The organism is Lactobacillus sp. ESL1191 (assembly GCF_058504435.1).
Map to the genome: position 1 here is coordinate 1,404,278 of NZ_CP196365.1, position 24,831 is coordinate 1,429,108.

Here is a 24,831-nt window from a genome sequence, read left to right on the forward strand (position 1 = left end):
GTTTAAATTAAAGCGCACTTTTCCCGGACGCTCGGTCTTTAATATCATGCTTCATCAATTGCAAACTACATGGCACACAATAAAAAGCTGATAATACCTAGCCTACGTGTCCACCAAAGATTGTCGCTATTCCCATGCCCAATCCCTTATTCGCAGGGAATTGTGGATCAAGTAATAATCGATAAATCTTTCTTCCACCATCAGACAGTTCTTGTCGAATAGCAAGCGGAGTTAGTTCCATCTTGAGAGAATTAACTATAGCAGGAAAATATGCTCTTTTTTCTAAGCGCTTTTTTGTATTAAGAAATAGCTTCTTTTCTGCTGCTGTAATAGGGCTTTGCAGACAAGAATCAATTTCCGTTAGCAAAATCTGCTCTGGTCTTTCTTGTTTCATCGTAAACACCTTTATTTATCACTGTCAACACCGCATAAAGTCAAGCCTTAGCAAATAGTCAACTAAACAATATGCTACTTTTTATTATACTCGTGAAAAATGCGGAGAATGATTTTTTTGAAAAATGTCCATGCAAAAGCAACTGTGAAAGCATAGATAATAACTACTAAAATATCGGGTATTTTTGCGAAACATTTTATATTATGGAAGAAAGCAAGTATTTGATTTCTGAAAATCATAAATATCAGTGCAACTACTATCGCAAAAATCGAATTATGGAGATTATAAATTATTCTCTGCTTTCTCGACATGCTTAGATAATTTTTTCTATTTTTTGCTAAATATCTTTTGGTCACGGTCATTTTTCTCATCACTCTTCTAATTCTAACAGTAATACAAGTCCTTATCGACAACCGCCTTTAGACCTCATTTAATCCAAATTCCTCTACTTGCATTCATTTATTTTATTTCCTCTAAAACATTACCGGGATAGCGCCCAACTAAAAGCACTGGTGTTTCTGCCATCGTCCCCCACTTAATGTAATCCTTTAATTGCCTGATTGAAGTCAATGCAATTTTTTTGTTTTGTTTAGTCAAACCAGCAGCTATCGCTTCGGCCTGCGTTAGCAGACCGTCTGTGGGCTTACCCAAATCCTTAGCATTCATTACGGTTAACTCAACATTAATCAGCAATTCAAGCTTTTCATTCAGTAAATTTTTATTGTAAAAACCATTTACATAAGTGGTAGAACCCTTATATTTGCCATTTTTTGATACCAGATCAACAAATACGCCGTTATGAACTGATTTGATCCTTTTCACTTTAAAAAGTGTAAAGTTATTGACAATTTTATTTAGCGTTTTTTTGCTATAGGAATTGCCATTAGCTTTGATCAACGCACCCTTGTCAGCGTTAGGCAACATAAAGACATAACCAGCTTTAGCTAATTTTCTAGTCCAAGCTTCATCTGTATCGTACCGAACTGCTTTTGACGTTTTAGCTGCTGCAATAACATTGTTTGTGGGAAATGACACTGCCACTGAAACAGCAAGCAGCAGCGCAGTTAACAGGACTTTTGCAACTTTTTTCATAATAATGTCTCCTAAAAAATTAAATGATGACCTTAGAAAAATGTTATTCAAGCGCGCTTTTTGTATTGTTTTTCATTTACATAACATTTATACTACAAAAGTTTTACAAATATTACAAGGTGAAGTTTTATTTATTTAAGAAATATCAGTGGCCTGTGATTTTTTCATTAATGATAAATATCTAGCATGGCAAAAATCAGGGTGGCCGGGTTGAATGGCATAGTCGGCCTCCCCTTATTATCGGCAAGCAAAAAGGCTAACCACAAGGATTAGCCTTCATTAATGCTGGAAAAACTGGCGAGCATCAATCGCCCGCTCTTCTTTCTTTATTATAAAGCAGTCGCGGCCCAAAAGCGAGCCTCGCTCTTACTAAGAAGTTTTTTTATTTTTTGCTGGCAATTGCCTTAATTGCGTTACGGCCAGAGAAGATACAGTAACCGGCATGTGTACCCGGTACGTTGACGCCATAGGTATCACCGTAGAGAACAGCTGAACCATCTCCGCCAATCGCGTAGATACCTTCGATTGGTCGACCCTGAGCATCAAGGACTTCATTGTTAGTGTTGACCCGCAGGCCGTCACCAGTTGTGTAAGCACCAACGCCCAGTTCGATAGCATAGAAAGGACCGTCACCATCAACGGGTAACATGTACTTTGCCGGCTTGTGGAAGTCTGTGTCTTCACCCTGTGCCGCCATCTCGTTGTAATGTTTAACATAGTCAACTAAGTTAGGCGTGGCAATTTCTTTTGCCAGGTCTGCTAAGTTATCAGCCTTGTGCAGGTATTCGTGACCTTCTGTTTCAGCCTTGGCAAGATCAGCGCGCAAGCTGGGATAACGATCTTCTGGAACGAATGGCTTCATTGACCGCGGAAAAGACTTGTCGGTAAAGTCATCCAGAATTTTTTGGCTAAAAATACAGAAGACCCGATCTTGCCGGTTCATGGCATTACCTTCGTTAGCCCAGTTGACCACGCAGGCACTTTCATCGACAAAACGCTCGCCCAGTTCATTAACCCACATTTGCGGCTGATCACAAACGGAGCTCCAGATTGCAGTTCCCCATAACTTAAATGACGGGATCTTCTTACTCTTGAGCTGTCCACCAAACATCATGGCCATCCCCGTGAAATACTTTTTAGCACCCAAGTTCCAGGCTAGACGCAGGCCGTCACCAGTGTTTTTGCCTGAATTGACCGGAATAATATTGTCCGGATTTTGGTGCGGCGTACTCTCCAGCAGCTCCTGGTCGTTCAAGTAACCACCAGTAGCTAGAACAACGTTTTGGGCAATAATCACTTGTATACTTTTATCTTCAACATTAGTTAAAGTCACTTCATAAGTGTGGTCAGCCTTTTGCTTCAAACCGGTTACTCGTGTTAAAGTAAGAACTTCCAGCCCCTTGCCTTTAGCATAAGGCTCTAAGCCATTATGGATTGCATCATGGCCCTTCCCCCTGAACAAGTGCCAGGTTTGCGCACCATCACCCAGACCGGCGACGGTAATAAAGTCTACTCCTCGCTCTTTTAGCCAGGAAACATTTTTACCAGCCTGGTCAATATACTGCTGCCACATCTTGCCATCGGCCTTATAGTGGGAATAAGTTAGTTCTTCTTCCAGCAGTTCCAGCTTGTCCATGACCGCATTTTGCTGCTTCTGCATTTCGGAATCAGCAGCAAACACACCTTCAACATAATTACCCGTTCCCCCCGTAGTGCGGCCTTTTTCAACCAATAGGGTCTTTAAGTTGTCATCAGCTGCTTCAGCGGCGGCGGCAAAGCCAGCAAGGCCGGCACCGACGATTACTACATCATATTGTTCCATGGTTATTCTCCTTTGAACAAAAAGCATGCACAAACTAAGTCTCCTTTAATTCATCCATGCTTTTAGTTAACTACTTATCCACTTTTGCCATTTCAGCAGCATCGATTCCAGCTAAGCGACCAGAAATATAAGCAAAGCCTAAAGTGCCACCTTCAAAATCGACGTATGCCTTGCCGTACATGCCCGAGGCATCGGCACCAGCTACGTATAGGTTAGGGACCGGTTCGCCCGCAGGATTTAATGCGTGCATCTTTTCGTCAATTGTTGCACCACCAAGCGTTCCTAAGTTACGTGCAATAAACTTAACGGCATAGAATGGCCCTTCTTCAACTGGTACCATGCGCTTGGTGTCAGAGAAGAACAAATCATCTTCACCCTTCTGCTTGGCTTCGTTGTATTGGTCAACGGACTTTTGCAAGTTGTCCTTATCTACGCCCATCTGCTCAGCCAGCTCTTCAATCGTCTTGCCGATGAAAACCACATTAGTTGACTCAAGCTTAGTTAAGAGGCTGGAGAAGTCCATCTTCTCATGTTCGCGCTTAATTGCATCATCAGTATCGGTCGGGAAGTTGAATTCCATGTAGAATTGGTTGTGGTCCTTCCACTTGCCATAGTGATCTTCAATCGCTGCCGTACCACCGGTCTTAATCTTATTCAGCGCAGCTTGGTCCCAAATAACGAATTCAGTTTGTTGCGGTTGCTCAGATAATTCAGCGCCATGAACCGCAAAGTCCAAAACGTGACTTTCACTTGCATAGCGTTGGCCGCGGTTGTTAACCCGTAGGTTCGGGAAGTTGGCCAGGCCGGTCAAAGCCATCCAATTAGGACCAATTAACTTAACTAAATCAGCAACGTCCTGGTCGCTAAAGGTCTGCCAGAAGTAGTGGGTCGAACCATTAATATGGTGGGCAGCCCCCGCATCCCAAGCCATGTTCAAACCATCACCAGTATTTTGCAGAACCTGCCCTTGGGTGCTGACGTCGCCCAAGTACTGTTTGCGCATTTCTGGGTTCCCACCAAAGCCACCGGTAGTAATGATGACCTTCTTGGCGTTAACTTGCAGTTCCTGGTCATCGCCTTGGGCCACCAAGCCAACAACCTTACCTTCACTGTTAGTCAGCAGTTTTTTACCAGCAAAACCAAAGTACATTTGCCCGCCAATTGACTTAAACTGCTCAATCAGCTTAGTAATTGCCTTGGTACCACCTTCTTGGTAGCCATGAAGGGTAGCCGGCATCCCAATATGGTCAAAACTACCACCAGTACCAGCATCAACTAGCTTCATGATTGCCCCATTTTCGTTGAGCCAGTCAACTGTCTTACCAGATTCATCAATAATCCGGCGTACCAAGAGCGAATTCATGTAACCTTGGGAAGCATCCATGTATTCTTCATACAACCACCGCTTAGAAACCACCTTGCCTTGGTCTTTTTGTTGTTGACTGTCAGCAGCAAACATTCCACCGGCAAAAGTACCAGCACCAAGTGGTGAAATGGTTTTTTCAAGTAGCGCAACACTGGCACCATGTTGCCGAGCGGCCAAAGCTGCTGCTGCACCGGCTGCACCAGCACCGACAACAGCGACGTCAACGTCAATTGTTTTTTTAGCTGTGGAGCTGGTTTGAGCGCTATTTTCCTTTAGGGCATTGAGGTCAACGTCAGCCTTACCCAAGGCTTCTTTGACACCCTCAATGATGCCGCGGGAGGTTTCAGATGCACCAGATACTACATCAACATCAACCGATTGATGGTCAAGAATTTTTTGGGCCATCTTCTTAAAGGCACTATCATTTAAGCTGTCTGGTGCATACTTATCCAACGGTTTAATACCAGTAATTTGATCAGCACCAACTTCAACCTCGAGGTTAATTCGTTCTTCTTTACCCTGGCCTGAACCAATGTACTTGCCTGGTTTATTAGTGATTTTTCGGGTCATAATTTAATTCCTTTCAAACAGTAAAACAATTATTTAGCGTGACGGCGTGCTTCGTTAGCATCCGGTAAGATTGCAACAATGACAGTAGTTAAAGCAAGAACTAATCCTTGAATCATAAAGGTCAAAGCGTAGTTTCGACCTGCAATAGCAGAAATGATAATTGGAATAAAGTAGGAAAACAACAGTGACACAGTGCCGACCAAACCACCGGCAGAACCAGCATTCTTAGGACCAATCTCTGGGAAGGAAATTGGCAGTGACTGCATAACCGGACCAGTCATAGCTCCAAGTAAGCCACCTGCAATTAAAGCTGCTGTTAATGGCAAGCCCATTGGAATAAACCAGTTGGCAGCCATCAAAATACCGCTTAAAACTGTAATAGTGATCATGAATGGCTTAGCATGACTAAGTTTGTTAATAATAGCCGGCCCGAAGAACGAGCCGCACATACTACCAATAGTACCAATAGCTGCTGCTGGACCAGCACTAGCAGGAGTCATGCCGCGAGCGGTAAAGGCCTGTGGCAGCATTCCTGAAAAGGCCTCACTAGCACCCATGGCACAGCCAACACTAACGGCAACCAGCCAAGTCTTCTTGCTGTGAATAGCAGCATTTAAGAAATCGAGTGTTGACTGCGTCTTTTCTTGCTTAAGAGCCTCTGGTGGAATTTCTTCGCCAGCCGGAGTTTCCTTAACAAAGAGCATCCAGCAAACAGCTAAGACTAATAACAGAGTTGATGAGAACATGTAAGCAGATCGCACACTTGGGAAATAGTGGCTCGTTAGCTGCGACAACATGATACCGATGCTGGCACTGGCGAAGAATACGCCCATGGCCAGGTTCGTATCTTGCTTGAACCAAACGCCAAAGATCTTCATCGTGTTGGCGTTCAACAGTGCCATGTAGACACCGAAGAGCAGCAGCATAATCATCAATGATGCAAAGTTAGTGGCAATCAGACGACCGTAAGCACCAAGGACGGAGATGATCAATCCAATGGAAACGATGCGCTTGGCACCGAACTTATCAGCCAGAGTACCAGCTGGGATACTGAGGAATACGGCAACCAGCATTGGCGCCATCAAGAGGCTAGAGAATTGTGCTGGTGAAATATGCAATGCTGGCATAACTTGAGTTGCCAGTGCAGAAATTTGAAATTGAATGTAACTACTGGTTGCATCAAGCAAAGCAGCAATAGCTAAAATTACCCATCTATAATTAGAAAGCTTGGGCATTTGTCTTTCTTCCATAATATTAAAACTCCTTTATTAAATCTGATTAATTTTCAGCAGCAGCTTGACCGGCTAAACGGCCAAAAGTCTGAGCGTGACTGCAAGTCAAACCTGGGACCCGGTCTGGATAACTACCCCAGAAGAAACCACCACTGGCATTCCCGGCCGCATATAGGTGCGGAATCGGCTTACCCATCTTGTCGATAACCTCCATTTGAGGGTTGATTCGCAGACCATCAAGTGTAGCTAAGAGCCGGCCACCCATGAGGACGCCATAGTAAGGACCATGTTCTACCGGAAATAGTCTGAACTTTTCCTTGCCAAAATCAGTATCTTCGCCCTGCTGGCACAATTCGTTATAGCGGGCAACCGTCTTAACCAGGTTATCCTGCGGTAGATTCAGCTTCTCAGCTAATTCTTCGATGGTGTCGGCCTTCTGTACCATACCATCGTCAATCCGGCGCTGGATCTCTTCCTTATTCCCCTCAGTACCGTAAATTCCAGGGAACCCGAGGCGAGCACACCCCTGGGTATCAAACTGAGCCAGATGATCCATCGTCTCTGCCGACCAAATCTGTGCTTCCAGGTAACCCGGCTGCTTGGACATCGCATTGATGTCGAATTGGTAAGGAACACTTTCATTACCAAAGCGCTCACCGTTGAGGTTGACCTTAAGTAGCGGATAAGCACCTAGCCAGAAGTAACCTGGCCCCTTGAAGTCAATCACATAATGCTCTTCAGCATTAGTGCCGACCGGAACCGCACCGCGGTCAAAAATGATCTCGGCTGGTTCTTCATCGCGGGCAGCTCCCACCTTGAGACCGGCCAAGATTCCTGATCCATCGTCGCGGGGACTGTCTGAATAGACATTCTTCTTGTAGCCGAGCGGATCCCACTTCTTCATCAATTCAGTGTTAGCCCCATAGCCACCAGTACAGATAATGACTCCCTTAGTCGCCTGGTACTCGGTCTTTTCGCCGCTGGCCCGGTCGCTGGTGATAACACCTGTGACTGTACCGCTGTTATCAGTTACGAGCTCTTCCAGCTTGGTGTTGTACTTAAGCGTCACGCCCAGCTCCTTAACCTTGTCGAGTATCCACTCACCGTAATGAGCCCAGCCACCTTCAGGCGTTGCAATTGCTAATTCCGTGTTAAAGGCAGTGTTGACAATTGTTTCATAATGAGCATCTTCCTGCGGTCTAAGGATACCGCCGTTAGGCTTTAAAATATTGTCTTCAAGCCAGTTAGCTGTTTCATCAGCATGGTTAGCCCAAGTCCAGAGCAAGCGTTCATCTACATTATCTTGATAGAACAACGTTAAGAAGTTGATTAACTTTGACTTGTCAACCTTAATTCCTGCTCTTCTTTGCGCATTACTGTCTAATGCCGCAAAGAATGACCGAAACAGGTACTGCGAACTGCCTGACTTATCAATCAGTAAGACCTTAGCACCCTTTTCGGCAGCCGCACAAGCAGCCATCGCACCAGAGTTACTAGCACCAGCAATAATCACGTCATAAATATTTTCCATTTCCATCCCTCACTTTTTCGAAGCAAATCTTTTAATCGCTTTCATAATACTATTGATCAAGTGAAAGGCTGCACCAATTTTAGAATTGAGGATTACCAAATGGAATGCTCGCCGTTGTGCAAAAAAGTGCTCACTAAAAAATGCTTGTAATATCAACCTTTTCGTGATGATTACAAGCATCTTTAAAGCAAGCTAAGTTTGTGCATTACTTATTATTATTTTCGTTAGTGTATTCTGCAATTGCCTTTTTCATGGTAGTAACTACTTCTTCTATCACAGATTCATTGGTAAAGGATTCCATATAAGCAATTCCATATGGCGAAATATCCTTGTAGTCAATTGGAACGTAAGAAACACCGGAGGTTTGATAATCAGCAATAAAGTTAGGCAGGATACCGTAGCCCCAGCCACCCTTAACGTAAATCCCCATTGACAGGTAATCCTGCACAAATTTGATATGATCCATGCCCATATTATTAATCAAGAGATGTTGATACTTCATCTGCACATTGAGTGAACTATTAGGATCAAGTAAAAAAATGTCTATCTGCTCTAAATCTTTTAAAGAAATTTGATTTTTTTGAGCTAATGGCGAATCATCTGGGCAAGCCAAGACAAATTTACCTTGAATTAACGGTCTAAACTTTACATCCTCAACCACATTAACATCATCTTGGGCAATGGCACACAAGTCCACATGATGATTGAGCAGTTCACCCAGCGAATTATTGAGTACAAAGACAAATTGCACATTTAAGTTGCTACCATTTGCGCGCAACTTACGCAAAAACAGGGGCAATAACTTTTGTTCTAACGGTGTGTCAGTGACCCCTATGCGCAGAAGCGTTTCCGGATCATTACGCTTGCTTTGCAAATACGAAACTGTATAGTCCATATCATCAACAACATTGCGCGCCACGCGGTAAAAGTACTTACCTGCATTAGTCAGCGAAATCCGGTGATGGGCCCGGTTAAGGAGGGGTACACCGATAGTATTTTCCAAATCTTTAATATTTTTTGAAACGGCTGATTGCGAAAAATTCAAGCGTTCGGCCGCAATCGTAAAGCTTGAATTGTCCACTGCCTTGATGAAACAACGTAATTGAGTAAAATTCATTTTTTCTTCCAATCAACTTAAAACTAACCTGAATTGTATACCAGGTAACACTGCTTTACTATAAAAACCACTAGATTAACCTATGAATATACATAAAAAAGGATTATTGCTTGAAATAACCCTTTTTGCACTATTCCACTACTAGTTAATCTTGCTCAGGGCATTATTAACCGCATCCTTTAAGCCGCGGCTGGTACTGGAAGCTCCAGAAACAGCGTCAACATCAACCTTATTCTGCTTAACCATTTCGGCGGGCAGAGTTTCTACGGCTTTTAGACCATAGTCGGCTGACTCATCCTGCTTTAGCACCTCAATATTAGTAAGCCGCTTCTGTTCACCAATAGTGACCCGGACAACAAGCTCATCACCCATACCGGTCGTCGACCGGCCAATGTACTGATTCTTGGCAGTTGTATAGTCTTCTTGCTTAAGATCTGAATCCAGGTACCTTGCCTGAGCAGACCCTCCACTAACAGCATCAACAGTGATATCATCCTTGATGCGAGCAGCTTCTACACCAGCAATTTTGCCCCAGATCAGACATTCAGCCAGGTTACCCCCGCCTTGGTATTGGTTAGCACAGAGACCACCCAATTCACCCGCCGAATACAGGTGCGGAATCGGCTCGCCCTTAGTATTTAGAACTTCTGCACGAGTGTTGCGTTTAGGACCACCCTGGGTATTGAGCATAGTCTGCTCCATTTGAACTGCATAGACTGGCTTGCCAGCTAGTGCCTTCATTGTTGCCGGTGCCCGGTGAAATTCTGTATCATCTTGCGCTTCGGCTGCTTGGTTGAAGCGCTTCAACGTAGCTGTGAGTGTTTGCGCTTCAACCCCAATCTTGTCCGCCAACTCTTCGATCGAGTCAGCCTTCAGCACGTGTTCCGTGTATGGCTTGTAATCGCCAATAATATCATCGGCATCCAGTTCTTGTTTCTTATTTTCATCAAAAATTAAATATGGATGTTCCTGATTTAGCGGCACCTTCCACAAACCATGGTTTTTAATATGGCCATGGCGGTTTTCTTCAGCTTCATTAAAGTACCTGGTGCCATCGTCACCAATCACAAAGGAGCTACCTTGTGCAACAACGTCATTTTGTTCGCCAAGCATTAAGCGCCCGCGCTCGCCGGCGGGCACGGCAAAGGCCATGCCGTGCAGGAGACCTAGGCTCTCGTAGTTAGCCATATGCCACAGGTCGGCACCGACTGCTTGAGCCATCGTAATCCCCATCCCTTGGTTGTACAACGTACCCAGTGGTGCCACCCGTTTGGCCCCTAAGAAATCTTCAATCATGCGCTGGTTATTCTCAAAGCCGCCAGTTGCCAGCACGACACCATTCTTAGCCTGGACCTTAAGCTGCTTACCCGTACGGTCAATAACCACCCCTTCAATCTTACCTGTTTCCGGATTCTGAATTAGCTCTTGTGCCGGGGTATTATATAAGACCGTGATTTTAGCTTTACGCTTGAGGACTTGCGTTTTCAAATTTTGCCATAAAGAGGCATCAAATAAGTTCTCCACAACAGTTGTATAGTCGTAAGAATGGACTCCTGGAAACTCTGGATACTCTTCATACGAATTCTTCAGAAACGGGGCAAATTGACGTGCACTGCACGGCTTAACCTCAAGATGCTCTTCAACGTACTCTGGCATGTCAACCATGCCTCGAACAAAGGTATCTATCATCTCTTCGTCAAGTTCCATTGGCGCAGTCAATTTTTCATAGTATTTTTTCGTTTCGGTAAAGTCCTTACCCGTCCCGATTAACTGAGCAGAGTAACGGGTATTGCCTCCTTCATGACCTTCTGGGGCCGAGTCGACCAATAACACTTTAGCACCGGCATCAGCAGCAAATCTTGCCGCAGTTGCACCAGCTCCCCCAAAGCCCAACACAACTACATCGTAATTAGCATCCCAAGCAATATTTTTTTGATCAGTCATCACTTTGTCTCCTTTTGTAATCGGTTACATTTTCATACATGTTAAGCTTATCACATATTGACTTAGAAAACTATTCCCACCCAAAAATCCTTCACTTATCAACAAACTTGCAAGAGCTTTTTCTTGCTAAAAAGTTGATTCATTTGTAAAATGACCGATGGTCATTAATGAAAATAACGGAGGCTTATATGCATACATTAACACCTACAGCAAGAAAAGCTAAAAAACAGTTGATTGCTACCGCAGCGGGTAGGCTATTTCACGAACACGATTTTAATGAGCTTTCAATGGCTCAGATTGCACATGCAGCTGGCGTAGCTAAGGGAACATTATTTAACTACTTTAAAAGCAAAGAGAATATTTTTATGTACTTGCTCTTAGCAGGTTACCAAGACTTCTTGCAGGCTGCTTTAAACAGCTGGCAGTCACAACCGGAATTATCCACCTGGGGAGACCTGGTTGAGTTTTTATTACAGCAAAATCACTTGTTAATTCACAAGCAAGCCGACTTAGTACGCCTTAATGCCCTCCGTGCGCCAATTTTAGAAGCTGCAGCTGACCGGGAAGAAACGCTAGCCGAGCGCCAAAAGCTCTACCAGATTAACCAGGCACTGGGACAGGCAATTGCTGACCGTATTCCTCGCCTTTCAGTCAAGCAGGCAAGCCATCTATTTGTAATTCAGAGTGCCATCATCAGTGGTCTAATCAACATGATGAAGTTAGATGAGTTTCACCATGACCACTTGCCAGTGGATTTCACAGGCTTTCAAATTGACTTAGAAGCCGAAGCCAAGCAAATACTAAAGTTCTACTTACAAGGTTTACAAAAGGAAATAGAGGTAGCTAAATAATATGAAGCGCGCAAATATCCGTAACTTTGCTATTATTGCACATATTGATCACGGTAAGTCCACCCTGGCTGACCGCATCATGGAGCAGACTAAAACCGTCAGTGAACGCGAGCTTAGTGCCAAACTACTAGACAGTATGGCAGTCGAGCAAGCACATGGTGTTACCGTCAAAGCTCGCTCGGTACGAAATTTTTATCATGGTGCTGATGGCCAAGAATATGAATATAACCTGATTGATACACCTGGGCACGTTGATTTTTCTGATGAAGTGGCCAAAAGCTTGGCTGCCAGTGATGGCGCCATCTTATTGGTAGATGCAACCCAGGGCGTTCAGGCTCAGACAATTGCCAATCTGCGGCTCGCTATCAAAGACAACTTGAAAATTATTCCGGTAATTAACAAGATTGATAATGTTGCAGCAGACATTACAGCAACAGAAAAACAGCTTCGCAGGCTGCGACCCGAATTTGCAAACGGACCCATCTTAAAGATTTCTGCCAAAACCGGACAAAATGTCCACCAAGTCCTTGAAGCCATCTACCAAGAAATTCCTGCCCCAACGGGCGAACCGACTGCTGCTCTTAAAGCTCTAGTCTTTGATTCCCAATACGACCCATATCAGGGAATTATCGCGGACATTCGCGTCTTTGATGGTCACTTGCAGACTAAGCAAAAATTACAACTAATGGGCCATGACAGCTCATTTACGGCCCAGCCTATCGGGATTTTCAACCCAGATATGAAAGCAGTCCCAACACTAACAACCGGTGAAGTTGGCTATCTGGTAACTGGCCTCAAAGACGTTCAGGCCCTGCAGGTCGGTGAAACCATAACTACTACCGCGCATCCTGCAACTACCGCAATTCCCAACTTTAAGCCCGCACAATCAATGGTCTATGCGGGACTTTTTCCAAAGGGGGAGACGAGTTATGAGGAACTTAAGCAGGCAATCAGCAAGCTTGCTCTCAATGATACTTCGTTTCACTATAAACCGGAACAGTCTGAAGCACTTGACGCTGGCTTTCGTTGCGGCTTTCTGGGCATTTTCCACTTGCAAATTATCAAAGAAAGGCTGCGTACCGAATATCATGTTAAAGTCTTAACAACCGCACCCAACGCTACATACCAGGTCTACCTTAAAAATCAGCAGCCACAAGGTGAATACTTAACCATTACCAACCCGGTGGAGTTTCCCGACTTCGCTATAATCGATCACGTGTGCGAGTCCTTCGTCAAAGCCATCATTACTACTCCCAACACCTATCTCAGTGCAGCCATGAAACTCTGTGAGGAACATTATGGCGAATTACTCGACATTGATAATCAGCAAGACTTGGTTACTCTTACCTACAAATTACCTGTTTCTGAAATTGCCTACAACTTCTTTAACAGTCTAAAGTCACTCACACACGGTTATGCGACTCTGGACACCGAATTCCTCGACTATGAGCCCGTTGATATTGTCAAAATCCAAACGCAAATCAACTATGCACCGGTTGATGCCTTAGATATCCTGGTACCGCGTCAACAAGCAGACCAAATTGCACATAAGTTAGTGGAAAAGTTAAAATATGTCATCCCGCGTCGGTTATATCCTATGCCCGTTCAAGCAATTATTGAAAATAAGGTTATTGCCCGAGTTGATGTTCCCCCATTGCGTAAAAACGCTGCAGTTAACGGTGAACAACGTAGTATTTCGAAAAAGCAACAATTGTTGCGCCGTCAGAGCCTCAATAAGCGCCAGGCCGCCCGCAGTGACATTAAACTACCCCAGAGCGTCTTTGATGCGGTTTTAAATTTAGACTCACCTGCATAAAATATAGCTTATTCTCCTAAAGTCATGTTTTTAATTAAGCGAACATTTAATACCAAAAAATCTCCCAAGATGCACTACTTGAGAGATTTTTAGTTAATAGATTGATTTTAAAACTTAGTCGTCCAGCTTTTCCTTGTTAGTAACCTTTAATTGGTCATTAAAGGTGTAGACAACTGGTTCACCGGTCTTCATTTCTACGTCCATGATATCAGCATCGGAAATGTTCTCAATGTACTTGGTCAGGGCACGCAGTGAGTTACCGTGAGCGGCAATAATGACGTTCTTACCAGCCAATAAGTCAGGCGCAATGTGATCTTCCCAGAATGGCATTACCCGTTCCAGACACACTTTGAGGTTCTCAGTCCGTGGAATGATGTTCGGGTCAAGGTCAGCGTAACGGCGATCATGCACTTGACTAAATTCTGAATCATCCTCAAGCTTCGGTGGCAGCACATCATATGACCGGCGCCAGATATGGACCTGGTCGTCGCCGTACTTGTCAGCTGTGTCCTGCTTGTTCAAACCTTGCAGACCACCATAGTGACGTTCATTCAGCCGCCATGACTTAGTCTCTGGCACCCAAAGTTGGTCACTTTCTGCTAAAGCATAGTGCAGAGTCTTAATCGCCCGGGTTAACACTGAAGTATAAGCTTGGTCAAACTTCAAACCATGCTCCTTAATCAGCTTACCTGCGTTCTTGGCTTCTTTAACTCCCTGGTCTGATAGGTTAACATCAACCCAGCCCGTAAACTTATTCTCAAGGTTCCATTCACTTTGTCCGTGACGGATCAAAACTAATTTCGACATGAAATATCTCCTTTGCAAATTAAAAACTTCACTTACCATTTTACACATTTAGCCCTTGTTTTCACAGAGTTTCGAACTAAAAATCATTTTTTTAATTCAAGTTTTACGATACAATAGACATAATATAATTAGTAGAAAAGAGATTTTAACCACCATGAAACTGAAAAAATTATTACTTGGCTTGGGACTTGTAACTGCGCTGTTGGTCAGCGGTTGCTCTAATCAGCAAAAAAAGTCTGACCCGGTCTTAACCAAAACAGCAGTAATCAAGCAGTCCCAAAAGAGCTTCAAGAGTGGTCAAGTCAAACAAGTTGTTGACTTAAACACGGACACATCCAGCCAGTCAGTTGCCACACTCTTCACCTTTGGCGGCGAACCGACAATTGTTCACCTTAACTATGAAACTAAGAATAAGAACAAGGCTCAACGCGCTGAAGAATGGGTTAGCAATACCGGTACAACTTATATTAACGGTCAGAGTAATTGGTATAAGTCCGACCTAGGCAAAATGACCGGACATTCTTACGCTGATGTGCTTGACACGATTTTTAATAATGGAATGTTGATGGCCCCGCCGAAAGACCTCGTCAAGGCATACCAGATGAAACGCAAGGGCAACACCTACACCTTAACTGCAACCCTCAAAGACAAAAAGATCATGCAGGAAGCCGTTAAGCCAATCTTTTTGACTAACACACAGACCCCGAAGCAAACTAAAATTTACCAACGCTTAGGTAAAGAAGGCAAATTTAAGAACATGCAGGTCAAGTTGGTAGTCAAGAACGGTCACCTGCTCACCTTTAAGTACTTCGTTAACATGCGGATTGGCAAGTTAATGACACTAAGAACTGGACAAGTCTACAGCAATATGCGGAGTCGTGACTTCTTAAAAATCCCTGACAACGTCTTGAACGCTAAACCTTTGCCAAAGGATAAGCAAGATAAAAAGTAAATTCCAAGCCCTTTACTAGCGCAACGCAGTGACGGGCTTTTTTATTAATGAAATCAGCTCAGACCTAGCAGTAAAACTTAAATTATGCACCCTAATTGCCCAGATATTCCCAATCGTTTATGATGGAGTAGACAAGGATATTTATAAATGGAGGTTTAATGATGAAGTTAGGAATTATCGGCAGTGGCATGATTGTCCACGACTTTTTGACGACCGCAGACCAGGTTAAGAACTTAGAATTAACCGCAATTTCAACGACGCAGCGCAGTCAGCCGGTTGCCCGCGAGTTGGCTCAGCAATACGGCATCAAAGAAGTTTATGCTGACAACGATCAGCTGCTACACCATCCTGAGGTTGATACAGTCTATGTTGCCCTACCCAACTTCTTGCACTATGACGTGGTCAAGCAGGCAATTGCAGCCGGCAAGAACGTCATCTGTGAGAAGCCATACGTGGAATCTGTAGCAGAAGCTCAAGAGTTGAAACAACTGGCTGACGACCACGGTGTAATTATTGTTGAGGCTATCACCAACATTCACTTAGAAAATTATCGGGCAATCAAACACATGCTTGCCAAGATTGCTCCGATTCACATCATCTCGCTCAACTACACCCAATATTCTAGCCGTTATGATGATTTCTTAGCCGGAAAGATTGCGCCCGTCTTTGACCCAGCTAAGGACGGCGGCACTCTAAAGGATCTGAATATCTACAATATCCATCTGATGGTTGGACTCTTTGGCAAGCCGGAAGCGGTCCACTACTACCCGGTGATTCAGCGGGGAATTGACACCTCCGGTATCTTAACTATGACCTATCCAGATAAGCAAGCGGTCTTAATTGCTGCCAAGGACTGCTACACTACACCCCGTTCCTTTATCGAAGGTGAACAAGGTTCAATCTCGTTTGACGGGTCAACTGGAGTTATCAAGGACTTCACGGTCGAACCACGAGATGGCGATATTGATAAGTTCCGCTTCAACCAGTTCCAACATCGCATGACCAGTGAGTTTATTGACTTTGTTAACATTATTGACAAGCATGACACTAAGACTGCAGACGACCTATATGAACACAGCGTCAACGTCATTGATGTCTTGGCGCAAGCCAAGGCCTCGGCATTAAATAAGTAATTGCTAAATTCAGGCTAAGGGAATATACTTGATAAAAATTACAGCAAAGGTGGGTGCAGCAATGATTATGAGGGATATTTTTTATATCTTAGACAGGGTAATAATCTCTTACGGAATTATTGGGCTGCTTTACAATGTGAAGAAGTATTACAACAATAACCGCTATCCGTTGGCACTTAGCAAATTTTCTAAGGGAATGAGGCTCTGTTTTATTGCCTTATTGCTTATCCCCTGGCTCCTTCCGTTAGCTAAAATACTGTTCCCACTAACTTCAGTTCCACCCACTTATCTTCAACGGACGGTAACAGCTTCAGCAATATTCCCGCTAGCAGCGCTAGTCACGGATGCTGTCTTGTATGCCTTTACTTGGCTACAGCAAAGAAAATTGCTTAAATAAAAAATAAATCAAACCACAATAAAAGGCCGTATTCCACCTAATAGCTGGATATGGGCTTTTACTTAGATGACAACTGAAAAAGTCCACAGAACAAACCTCCTGTGAACTTTCTTTGTTATTTTAAAAATTGGCTGCCTTGACAAATTCGGTAGCACTAATTGGATAGTACATTTGCCCAGCAATATTAATCCGACCACCATAAGTACGAACAGGGGCGCCGCGTAGTAACTTCATCTTATTGGCACGAACGCCAACTGTGTTGTAAACATAAGCATTGTGCTTCAGGACCCGGTTCTTGCCAATAATGTTGCTGGCTACAACATATTGGTTATCACCAATCTGCAAAAACTTCTTGTTGTTAATAGTAACTGTCTTCTGCACCGTAACCTTCGTGCCCGCAGTCTGCAACTTAGCACTAGTCTGCTTACCTTGCGCATCATAGATATAAGCATCATGCATTAAGACTTGCGCACCAGTTACCTTATCAGTATCAGCTGGCTGCTCATTCGCAGCTGTTGCAGTCCCAGCAGCTGCTGGTGCAAGATCACTATCGCCCGCTTGTATATTATAGTAATACTTCACCAAGGCGAAAAAATCATCCATGGAATAGCCCCACTTAGCAAAGTAATCATCCGGATCGGTGTGATTCGTACCACCAAGAAATTGTGAAACCGCGTGGTGTGACCAGATTGTCCCCTTACCAGTATTAGAAGCATTAGTCGGGACAATATCATATCGATTCAAAAGCTTAGCTACGTAGATGGCATCATTGTTCACACTCTTAGCAAAGTTATTCCGTGTACTCTCCTGACAAAGTTCAACCTGAATAAAACGGTTGTTGGCATTAGCACCTGCACCCCAGACTCCATAGCTGGGTGTCATCATCTGAATAACCTGCTTGCGATCAACGAAGGCATGAACGTAAGAATACATATTCTTCCATTCACGATTGAAGTAGATGGCCTCATTATAGGCTGAGGCTCCTGGCGTTGCCGTCTCATGGATAATAATCCCTTCAGGCTTACCTTTGCGATACTTAATTGCCGTCTTCTTGGTGTAGAACTTATTATACTTAATACCTTCTGTTTGTAACATCTTATACAGGTATGTTATTCCAACATAACTATTCTGCTTGGCAAGTGAGTTAATGGAAGCAGCTTGAACCACTTGACTCTGACCAACTGACAAAATAGGTGTAACTAAACCTACTCCGATAGCAATAGTAGTTATTAGTTTCTTTATTTTCATTTAAAAATTCATTCCTTAATTCTTATTATGTGTCCCGCCTGGAACTAAAAATTCCCCTTCTTAATATATTGGTGAAGTCCAATTCGGTAGTACTGGCTACCATAGATCTTAACAGCCGCACCAAAGGTGGCAACGGACTCACCCTTCTTCATCACTTTCTGATTATCGCGATTGCCATAATCATTGAAGATATAGGCGTTGTTCTTCAGTACTTTGATCGTGCCATCAATGTTACCACTTGCAATGTACTGGTCAGTAGCAATCCGGTAATACTTCTTGCCATTAATGGTCTTGGTACCATAAGTGGCAACTATCTTGCCGTTGACACCGGACTGGAGTGCCTTCACACCCTTAACACGTTCACCCTTACCATTATAAACGAGCGCATTGTGCATTAAGGTCTTATTAACCTTCTGATCACCCTTAGGCGCTTTAGCGGCTGGTGGCAATGCACTGCCCTGGTTCAAAAGAGTATCATTAACCCAGCCCTTGCCGTCAATGTACATCCGCTTCTTACCATTATAAAAAGTAATCGTCTTGGATACTGTAACGGCATCGCCCTTGGCAATGGAACTCTTCTTAGCTGAAACTGCGTGGTCAGTTGGCCAAGCGTAGGTTGCACCAGACTTCTTCACAATATACGACTTACTAGAAGTGGAAATTTGCGGGTCATATTGCGTTAAGTTATAAGTACTAATGCGGTCGTTTAAAATTGTGTTGTAGTTATTAGCAGTGGCGTATGTTCCAGTCAGCGCCTTGGTGGCATCCTTATAACTGGACGCATTCTCAAGCCATGCACCTTGGTAGCGTAATGGTTGCCAAGAAACACCTTCACGAAGCTTCTTACCATTATCGTTGAAGGACTGTTGATAACTCGGGTATTTCCTAAACTTAGCAACAACATAGTAGCTCTTGCCACCCTTAGTCTCTTCACGCGTCTTAGCAGAATAAGTCGCACCAGACCAACTATCATCGGCTTTCATACCGAACAAGTTGTTGGCGTTCACGGCTAAGCCTGATTGACCCCAATTAGATTCTACAATTGCCTGCGCAATCATGACTGATGGATACAGACCATACTTCTTTGCCATCTTCTGAGCTTGCTTAGCAGCCGTGTTCAAGAACGTCGTCTGACTGGACGTAGCTGCTGATACCTGCTCAGCTCTTGCTGGAGAATTGGCAATTAAGTTGTTGGTAACTGGTACAACGGCGCCCGCAGCAAGTGCTGCCACCGCAAAACCAGTGATGAGTCTTCTTTTCATAAATTATGTTTCCTCCCTAATTGACCCTTTTATTGTATCGAGCAATTTGCTGATAAACAATACTTTCTGCCTATTTGTAGTCAAAAAGTAATATTGGCTTTTCTATGTTACAAATGGTAATTTAATTTTCTAAAACATTGCGTAAACGGACCAGCAAGTTATGCTTGATGCGTTGCAATTGTCCTCGGCTAAGTCCGCTCTCAACTACTAAAGAATTAATAGGCTGCTCCAATACTAGGTGCTTGAAGAAGATGATGCGTTCAATTGGGGACATTCTTACCAACTCGTGCTCTAGGGTTAAGTAGTTATCCCAACTCGTCGATTGACTGACCCAGACCAGATCTTGGTCAAGTTCTTGCGTCTCTTGCCGCTGATTCTTGCGCAGCTGGTCGATGGTTCGCCAGACAATCTTGCGAAAGGACCGCCGGTCGACTTCTATCCGGGGCAATTCCCGCGATTGACTAAGCAGCTCGGCATACAACAATATGCCCTCCTGGAAGAAGTCCTCATAGTTGGGATGGTTGTATCTAACGCGGGCAGCCTTCAATGCCCCCCGGACTAACCGCTGGTTATCCCATGCCGTTAAGAATGCTCTTTTGCTAATCTTCATTTTGTGACTCTCCTTAAATTAATGTCACAAGCGCTTGTGTAGCCTAAGATTAGCAAGTTAGTCAGTTATTGCAAAGCCAGTTATTGTAAGCGCTGACAATAATATTCATCATTGTCACCCGGGTGGCCCTAAAGTAGCTGATGAGCGGTCGTCCATACTGGTAAGACCTAATCTATGGGTATAAAAAGACCACAAAAAACGCAAATCTATGTAGATTTGCGGCTATGATTAATAGAGTGTATCAGGACGTTGACTCAAGTGGTAGATGATTCGATGTGACTCAGTTAAGTAGGCCTGTTCGTAGTAGTCTGCTAGGTATTGGACATAGCGGGAATGCTTCTTGTTGAGTAAGTCATGCAAGATTGCATTCAAGGATAGGTGACTACTTGATTGGTGCGGATGGAAGTAGTCAGACTGGTCAATTAGTGAGGGGCCACTAGGCGGCTTGACCTTCCAACCCAACCGCTCTTCTAGGTGGGTCAGGCCTAACTCACACAGATAGTGGTTGTACAGTAAGCCATTGCGGAGACGGTCATGGATTCGGTTAGTGCAATTATTAAAGGTAAAAATACCCCTACCCCGACCAACCGGTTCAAAGTTAATTGTATGCTCCTTAACGACCTTGAAGCTGACCATCTGGTGCAAGGCAACCCAGTCAACATTGCCAGCATTATAGCTGCGCATAGAGAAGTAGGCTAAGCGACCAGTCGCAAGGGTATTGCGACCCTTAATGTTGATCTTACGGGCAAATTCACGTTGAAATTCAATTCCGGCAAGTAGACATTGCTTACCATAAGAAGTGAAGAGCGCACTGGAACCGCGCTTACTTAGCACAATACCTGCTTGGCTGTCAAAGACCACACTCTTATACTTGCCCAGAAGTGGTTGCTTCTGAAACTCATAAACAGCAATGGTCTTTAAGTTAATGCAGTAGTTCTGATTAACCGTCAAATAATGGTCGAGCAGCGAGTCGTGTCCAATCTGCTCACGAAGCAGGCGCTTAGACCAATTACGGTAATTCTCATTGTTGGGCAAATTCCATCTATTATTATCGGTTGTCATTACTCTTCCTCCCTTAAATTGTCTGGTTATGCCAATTATACAAGAGAAGTGACTTATAATAATAAAACTGCTAAAAAAGTGCAACAAAAAACGGAAACAATTTCTTGTTTCCGTTTCAGTTATTAATCCTTGCAGTTAAAACTTAACTGTCATAAGTTAATTAGCGAACGTTAGCAACCTTGATGTATTGCTTCGAAGGACCACCAATCCGGTAGTAAGCCTTGCCGTTCTTGAATGTGTAAGGTGAACCGTAAGTAGTTACAGTGTTACCCTTACGCAGAACACGCTTGTCAGCGCGCTTCTTGCTGGTGCTGTAAACATATGCATTGTGGTTCAATACACGTGAAGTACCATCAATGTTGTCAGCCATTACGTATTGGCCTTCAGCAATCTTGTAGGCCAGACGACCATCTTCAAGCTTAACTGGTTGACGATATACATCAACCTTAGTGAAAGCACGTAAAGTTTCAGTGCCAACACGCTTGTGGCTAAGGTCATAGATGTAAGCGTTATGCATAACAGTCTTTGAGACCTTGTCCTCAGCTGGCTTGGAAGAACCATCAGTAGCACCAGTTACTGGAGTAGTAGTGGTAGCTCCACCACCATTAACAGGACCTGGGTTAATAACAACTGCTGGTGTAACCATAACATCAAAAGTAGCAGTTTTACCATTTTCTGCCAATAAATTCAAAGTAACCTTGAATGGACTTGTTGGCTGAACAAAACTACCGTCTGGACTTACAGTAATGCCAGCAGCAGTGAGAGAGGCACGAATATCAGCTTGAATGTTGCTGAAATCAGCCGTTGCAGTGGCATCAGTAGCTACAGTGTATTTACCCATAATCTTTGCTGCAATGGCATCAATCTTGGTATCTGTAGCGGCAAGTTTAACTTCACCTGAAGTAACTTTCGTCCCATTTTCCTTAACAATTGGTGTACCAGGTTTGGCAGTGAAAAGTTGGAACGCGTCGCTAACTACACCAATTCCAGTAATCTTACCTGCACTATCAGCAGTAAGATTGTATACCCCATCACCAATCGTGATTGCATATGTCTTACCAGCAGTCAAACCGCTAATGGTAACAGTTGATGATGCAATATAATTAGTATTAGCAGCTAAATTCTGAACTTCCGTACCAGAGACCACTAATCCTTTATCATCTGGTGCTGGTTCTACATCGGGAGCTAAAATAGGGGCTGCATTACCATTTCCATCTACTTCTGCTGTGTCAGTAGCTGACTTATAAATTTTGGCTACTGTTGACTCAACTTGAGCACCTGCTGGCTTATTCGGCGTTGCAAGTGAAAATTCAAGATTAGCAGCAGGGTCCCCGCTAGCTAGACTAGCAAGATTTTTGATATTTAACTTAAGTGTAGCAGTATCAGCAGTATTAACGGCAGTTCCATTATCAATAGTAACTGTTGAATCAGCTAATACAGTTGATACTGACGTTGCAACAACTGGAGCAACTGCTAATAAAGCAGCAGCAACAGTACTAACCATTCTCGAATTCTTTTTCATGAGTTTATCCTCTCTTCCAAAAAACCCGGAAACGACTAGCTCGTTTCCGGGTTTCTAGATTAACAATTAAAACTTAACTGTCAAAAGTTAATTAACGAACGTTAGCAACCTTAACGTATTGCTTCGAAGGACCACCAATCCGGTAGTAAGCCTTGCCGTTCTTGAATGTGTAAGGTGAACCGTAAGTAGTTACAGTGTTACCCTTACGCAGAACACGCTTGTCAGCGCGCTTCTTGCTGGTGCTGTAAACAAATGCATTGTGGTTCAATACACGTGAAGTACCATCAATGTTGTCAGCCATTACGTATTGATCTTCACCTTCAGCAAGCTTGTAAACAAGACTACCGTCTTCAAGCTTAGTAGGTTGGCCTAATACGTCAACCTTAGTGAAGGCTGCTAAAGTCTTAGTACCAACACGCTTGTGCTTAGCATCGTAGATGAAAGCATTGTGCATAACGGTCTTAGAAACCTTGTCAGCTGGCTTGAAAGTACCATCGATGTATTGAGTTTCAATGTAAAGGTCTGAATCAGCACTGTTAATGTGAGTGTATGACTTACCATTGATGATAACTGGTTCGCCAAAAGTAGCAATCTGGTCACCATTTTGAACAATGGTCTTGGAGTCAGTTACAGTGTTACCAGTAATTTGGTAAACTGGAACGGCACCATTTGATTGAACAGTCTTGTAAGTAGCACCCTTAGCACCAACAGTTAACATGAAAGTCAACTTCGAAGTCAACTTATCAGCGTTAGTAGCAGTTACAGTTACTGGGTACTTACCAGCAACCTTAGTGTTAACCTTGCTGTAGTCAAAGGTTGGCTTCATAGCTGCAGAACCTGGCTTATTACTTACTTTAGCAGTAAAGTCAGCTTCAAGTCCTGGCTTGTTAATAGCACTGTTAACTGGCACATAGTTCCAAGCAGCTTTTTCTAGTGCATCATTGTCCTTCATGGTTTGAGTACCCTTGAAGCTCAGACCAGGATAAGCAGCACCTGGTACAAAAGTAATCAATGGGTATGAGTCAGAAACTTGAGCAACACCAGGGTCAACTGTAACTACGAAAGTACCAGTCTTACCATTAGATGCTTGCAAGTTCAAAGTAACCTTGAATGGCGTAGCTGGCTTGGCAAAAGTATCGTCTGACTTAACAGTAACACCAGCAGCCTTCAATGAATCACGAATATCTTGGTAAAGGTTGGTGAATTTTGCAGTTGCAGCATTTGCATTAACTGAGCCATCTACTGCAGCGTCAGTAGTTGTTGGCGTATACTTGTCAGTAATTGCTGTAGCAATAGAACCAACAGTGTCAGCAGCAGCAGTAACATCACCAGAACTTACAACAGTTGTTTGTAAAGTGTTGTCAGCTTGCTTAATTGGTGTAGTAACAACTGGGGCACCTGTCTTAGTAGTGTCAAAGAGCTTGAAGCTGTCACTAACAACATCAACCCTAGCAATACCTGTAGCATCAGTAGTTGCCTTGTAGTTCTTACCACCTACAACAATAGTATATTCCTTGTTAGGCGTTAAGTTGGTAACAGAAGCAGTAGCAACAGCTACGTATTCACCAGTAGTTGAAAGTTGCTCGGTAGGAGCACCAGTAATAGTTACTGCACCAGTATTAGCATTAACAGCAACACCACCCACTGGGTAAATCTTAGCTGTTGAAACTGACACACCAGCACCTGTTGGCAAAGTTGGGGTTACAAGTGTAGCTGCTACTTTAGAAGCAGGGTCATTGTTAACTAAGCTAGCAACATTAGTAATGTTCAGGCCAAGTCCAATAGTTGCTGTAGTAGTATTAGTAGTACCACCTACAACAGTAACAGTAGTATCAGCTAAAACAGTTGATACAGTAGATGCAGCAACAGGGGCAACTGCCATTAAAGCAGCAGCAGCAGCGCTAGCAATTCTTAAATTTTTCTTCATGTGGTCTTTCCTCCTTGTGTATATACAAAATAGTAATAGGCTATAGGTTCGGTTGCATTGAGCCTACCTTGTTACAACACCCTTCCAGCCGAATTCATAAGTTTATAACTCTTATGAGGTAGCTTTCGAGCTGAAGAACGCGCATGCGTACAGGCAATTCAACCTGAAGCATAGCT

General features: G+C 43.6%; 20 protein-coding genes. 5 read left to right on the forward strand and 15 right to left on the reverse strand.

Translation table 11 applies throughout. From position 1 onward, the window contains the following. Positions 1 to 97: 97 nt before the first annotated feature. The 8 genes from ACSYSN_RS07030 to ACSYSN_RS07065 form a co-directional block, all read right to left on the reverse strand. The gene (locus ACSYSN_RS07030; protein ID WP_491712126.1) at positions 98 to 394 is read right to left on the reverse strand and encodes a bacteriocin immunity family protein; all 297 of its coding nucleotides are present in this window, start codon (positions 392 to 394) and stop codon (positions 98 to 100) included. 459 nt (positions 395 to 853) lie between these two features. After that, positions 854 to 1,486, reverse strand: a complete 633-nt coding sequence (locus ACSYSN_RS07035; protein ID WP_491712127.1) for a hypothetical protein — start codon at positions 1,484 to 1,486, stop codon at positions 854 to 856. A 382-nt stretch (positions 1,487 to 1,868) separates the two neighbouring features. Further along, the gene (gene vprA / locus ACSYSN_RS07040) at positions 1,869 to 3,308 is read right to left on the reverse strand and encodes a vinyl phenol reductase (RefSeq protein ID WP_491712128.1); all 1,440 of its coding nucleotides are present in this window, start codon (positions 3,306 to 3,308) and stop codon (positions 1,869 to 1,871) included. 70 nt (positions 3,309 to 3,378) lie between these two features. After that, the gene (locus ACSYSN_RS07045) at positions 3,379 to 5,244 is read right to left on the reverse strand and encodes an FAD-dependent oxidoreductase (RefSeq protein ID WP_491712129.1); all 1,866 of its coding nucleotides are present in this window, start codon (positions 5,242 to 5,244) and stop codon (positions 3,379 to 3,381) included. A 29-nt stretch (positions 5,245 to 5,273) separates the two neighbouring features. Then, on the reverse strand, positions 5,274 to 6,494 hold the full coding sequence (locus ACSYSN_RS07050) for an MFS transporter (RefSeq protein ID WP_491712130.1): 1,221 nt from the start codon (positions 6,492 to 6,494) through the stop codon (positions 5,274 to 5,276). 28 nt (positions 6,495 to 6,522) lie between these two features. After that, on the reverse strand, positions 6,523 to 8,007 hold the full coding sequence (locus tag ACSYSN_RS07055) for an FAD-dependent oxidoreductase (protein ID WP_491712131.1): 1,485 nt from the start codon (positions 8,005 to 8,007) through the stop codon (positions 6,523 to 6,525). Positions 8,008 to 8,212: 205 nt separating this feature from the next. Next, the gene (locus ACSYSN_RS07060; RefSeq protein WP_491712132.1) at positions 8,213 to 9,124 is read right to left on the reverse strand and encodes a LysR family transcriptional regulator; all 912 of its coding nucleotides are present in this window, start codon (positions 9,122 to 9,124) and stop codon (positions 8,213 to 8,215) included. Between the two features lie 141 nt (positions 9,125 to 9,265). After that, positions 9,266 to 11,068, reverse strand: a complete 1,803-nt coding sequence (locus tag ACSYSN_RS07065; protein ID WP_491712133.1) for an FAD-binding protein — start codon at positions 11,066 to 11,068, stop codon at positions 9,266 to 9,268. 188 nt (positions 11,069 to 11,256) lie between these two features. Between ACSYSN_RS07065 and ACSYSN_RS07070 the strand changes: the two genes are divergently transcribed. Together ACSYSN_RS07070 and lepA are read left to right on the forward strand one after the other, a co-directional pair. Further along, a complete protein-coding gene (locus ACSYSN_RS07070; protein ID WP_491712134.1) occupies positions 11,257 to 11,919 on the forward strand; it encodes a TetR/AcrR family transcriptional regulator in 663 nt (220 codons plus the stop codon). A 1-nt stretch (position 11,920) separates the two neighbouring features. Further along, entirely contained in the window at positions 11,921 to 13,735 is a 1,815-nt protein-coding gene (lepA, locus tag ACSYSN_RS07075; protein WP_491712135.1) for a translation elongation factor 4, read from the forward strand. Positions 13,736 to 13,849: 114 nt separating this feature from the next. Here the strand turns inward: lepA and ACSYSN_RS07080 are convergent, their stop codons facing one another. Continuing rightward, positions 13,850 to 14,542, reverse strand: coding sequence for a 2,3-diphosphoglycerate-dependent phosphoglycerate mutase (locus tag ACSYSN_RS07080; protein ID WP_491712136.1), 693 nt, complete (start codon positions 14,540 to 14,542; stop codon positions 13,850 to 13,852). 154 nt (positions 14,543 to 14,696) lie between these two features. Between ACSYSN_RS07080 and ACSYSN_RS07085 the strand changes: the two genes are divergently transcribed. From ACSYSN_RS07085 to ACSYSN_RS07095, 3 genes are all read left to right on the forward strand, one after another. Then, complete coding sequence (locus ACSYSN_RS07085) at positions 14,697 to 15,494, forward strand: DUF6612 family protein (protein ID WP_491712137.1); 798 nt, start codon at positions 14,697 to 14,699, stop codon at positions 15,492 to 15,494. Between the two features lie 161 nt (positions 15,495 to 15,655). After that, the gene (locus ACSYSN_RS07090) at positions 15,656 to 16,627 is read left to right on the forward strand and encodes a Gfo/Idh/MocA family protein (protein WP_491712920.1); all 972 of its coding nucleotides are present in this window, start codon (positions 15,656 to 15,658) and stop codon (positions 16,625 to 16,627) included. Between the two features lie 28 nt (positions 16,628 to 16,655). Then, positions 16,656 to 17,024, forward strand: a complete 369-nt coding sequence (locus ACSYSN_RS07095) for a hypothetical protein (RefSeq protein WP_491712138.1) — start codon at positions 16,656 to 16,658, stop codon at positions 17,022 to 17,024. Positions 17,025 to 17,144: 120 nt separating this feature from the next. Here the strand turns inward: ACSYSN_RS07095 and ACSYSN_RS07100 are convergent, their stop codons facing one another. The 6 genes from ACSYSN_RS07100 to ACSYSN_RS07125 form a co-directional block, all read right to left on the reverse strand. Continuing rightward, positions 17,145 to 18,272, reverse strand: a complete 1,128-nt coding sequence (locus ACSYSN_RS07100; protein ID WP_491712139.1) for an SLAP domain-containing protein — start codon at positions 18,270 to 18,272, stop codon at positions 17,145 to 17,147. A 44-nt stretch (positions 18,273 to 18,316) separates the two neighbouring features. After that, the gene (locus ACSYSN_RS07105) at positions 18,317 to 19,534 is read right to left on the reverse strand and encodes a glucosaminidase domain-containing protein (protein ID WP_491712140.1); all 1,218 of its coding nucleotides are present in this window, start codon (positions 19,532 to 19,534) and stop codon (positions 18,317 to 18,319) included. Positions 19,535 to 19,655: 121 nt separating this feature from the next. Beyond that, positions 19,656 to 20,144 carry a sigma-70 family RNA polymerase sigma factor gene (locus ACSYSN_RS07110; protein ID WP_491712141.1) on the reverse strand — a complete coding sequence of 163 codons (489 nt, stop codon included), beginning with the start codon at positions 20,142 to 20,144 and terminating at the stop codon, positions 19,656 to 19,658. A 228-nt stretch (positions 20,145 to 20,372) separates the two neighbouring features. After that, positions 20,373 to 21,206, reverse strand: a complete 834-nt coding sequence (locus ACSYSN_RS07115) for a hypothetical protein (RefSeq protein WP_491712142.1) — start codon at positions 21,204 to 21,206, stop codon at positions 20,373 to 20,375. A 160-nt stretch (positions 21,207 to 21,366) separates the two neighbouring features. Beyond that, positions 21,367 to 22,728, reverse strand: coding sequence for an SLAP domain-containing protein (locus tag ACSYSN_RS07120; RefSeq protein ID WP_491712143.1), 1,362 nt, complete (start codon positions 22,726 to 22,728; stop codon positions 21,367 to 21,369). Between the two features lie 91 nt (positions 22,729 to 22,819). After that, the gene (locus ACSYSN_RS07125) at positions 22,820 to 24,655 is read right to left on the reverse strand and encodes an SLAP domain-containing protein (protein WP_491712144.1); all 1,836 of its coding nucleotides are present in this window, start codon (positions 24,653 to 24,655) and stop codon (positions 22,820 to 22,822) included. Between the last annotated feature and the right edge of the window lie 176 nt (positions 24,656 to 24,831).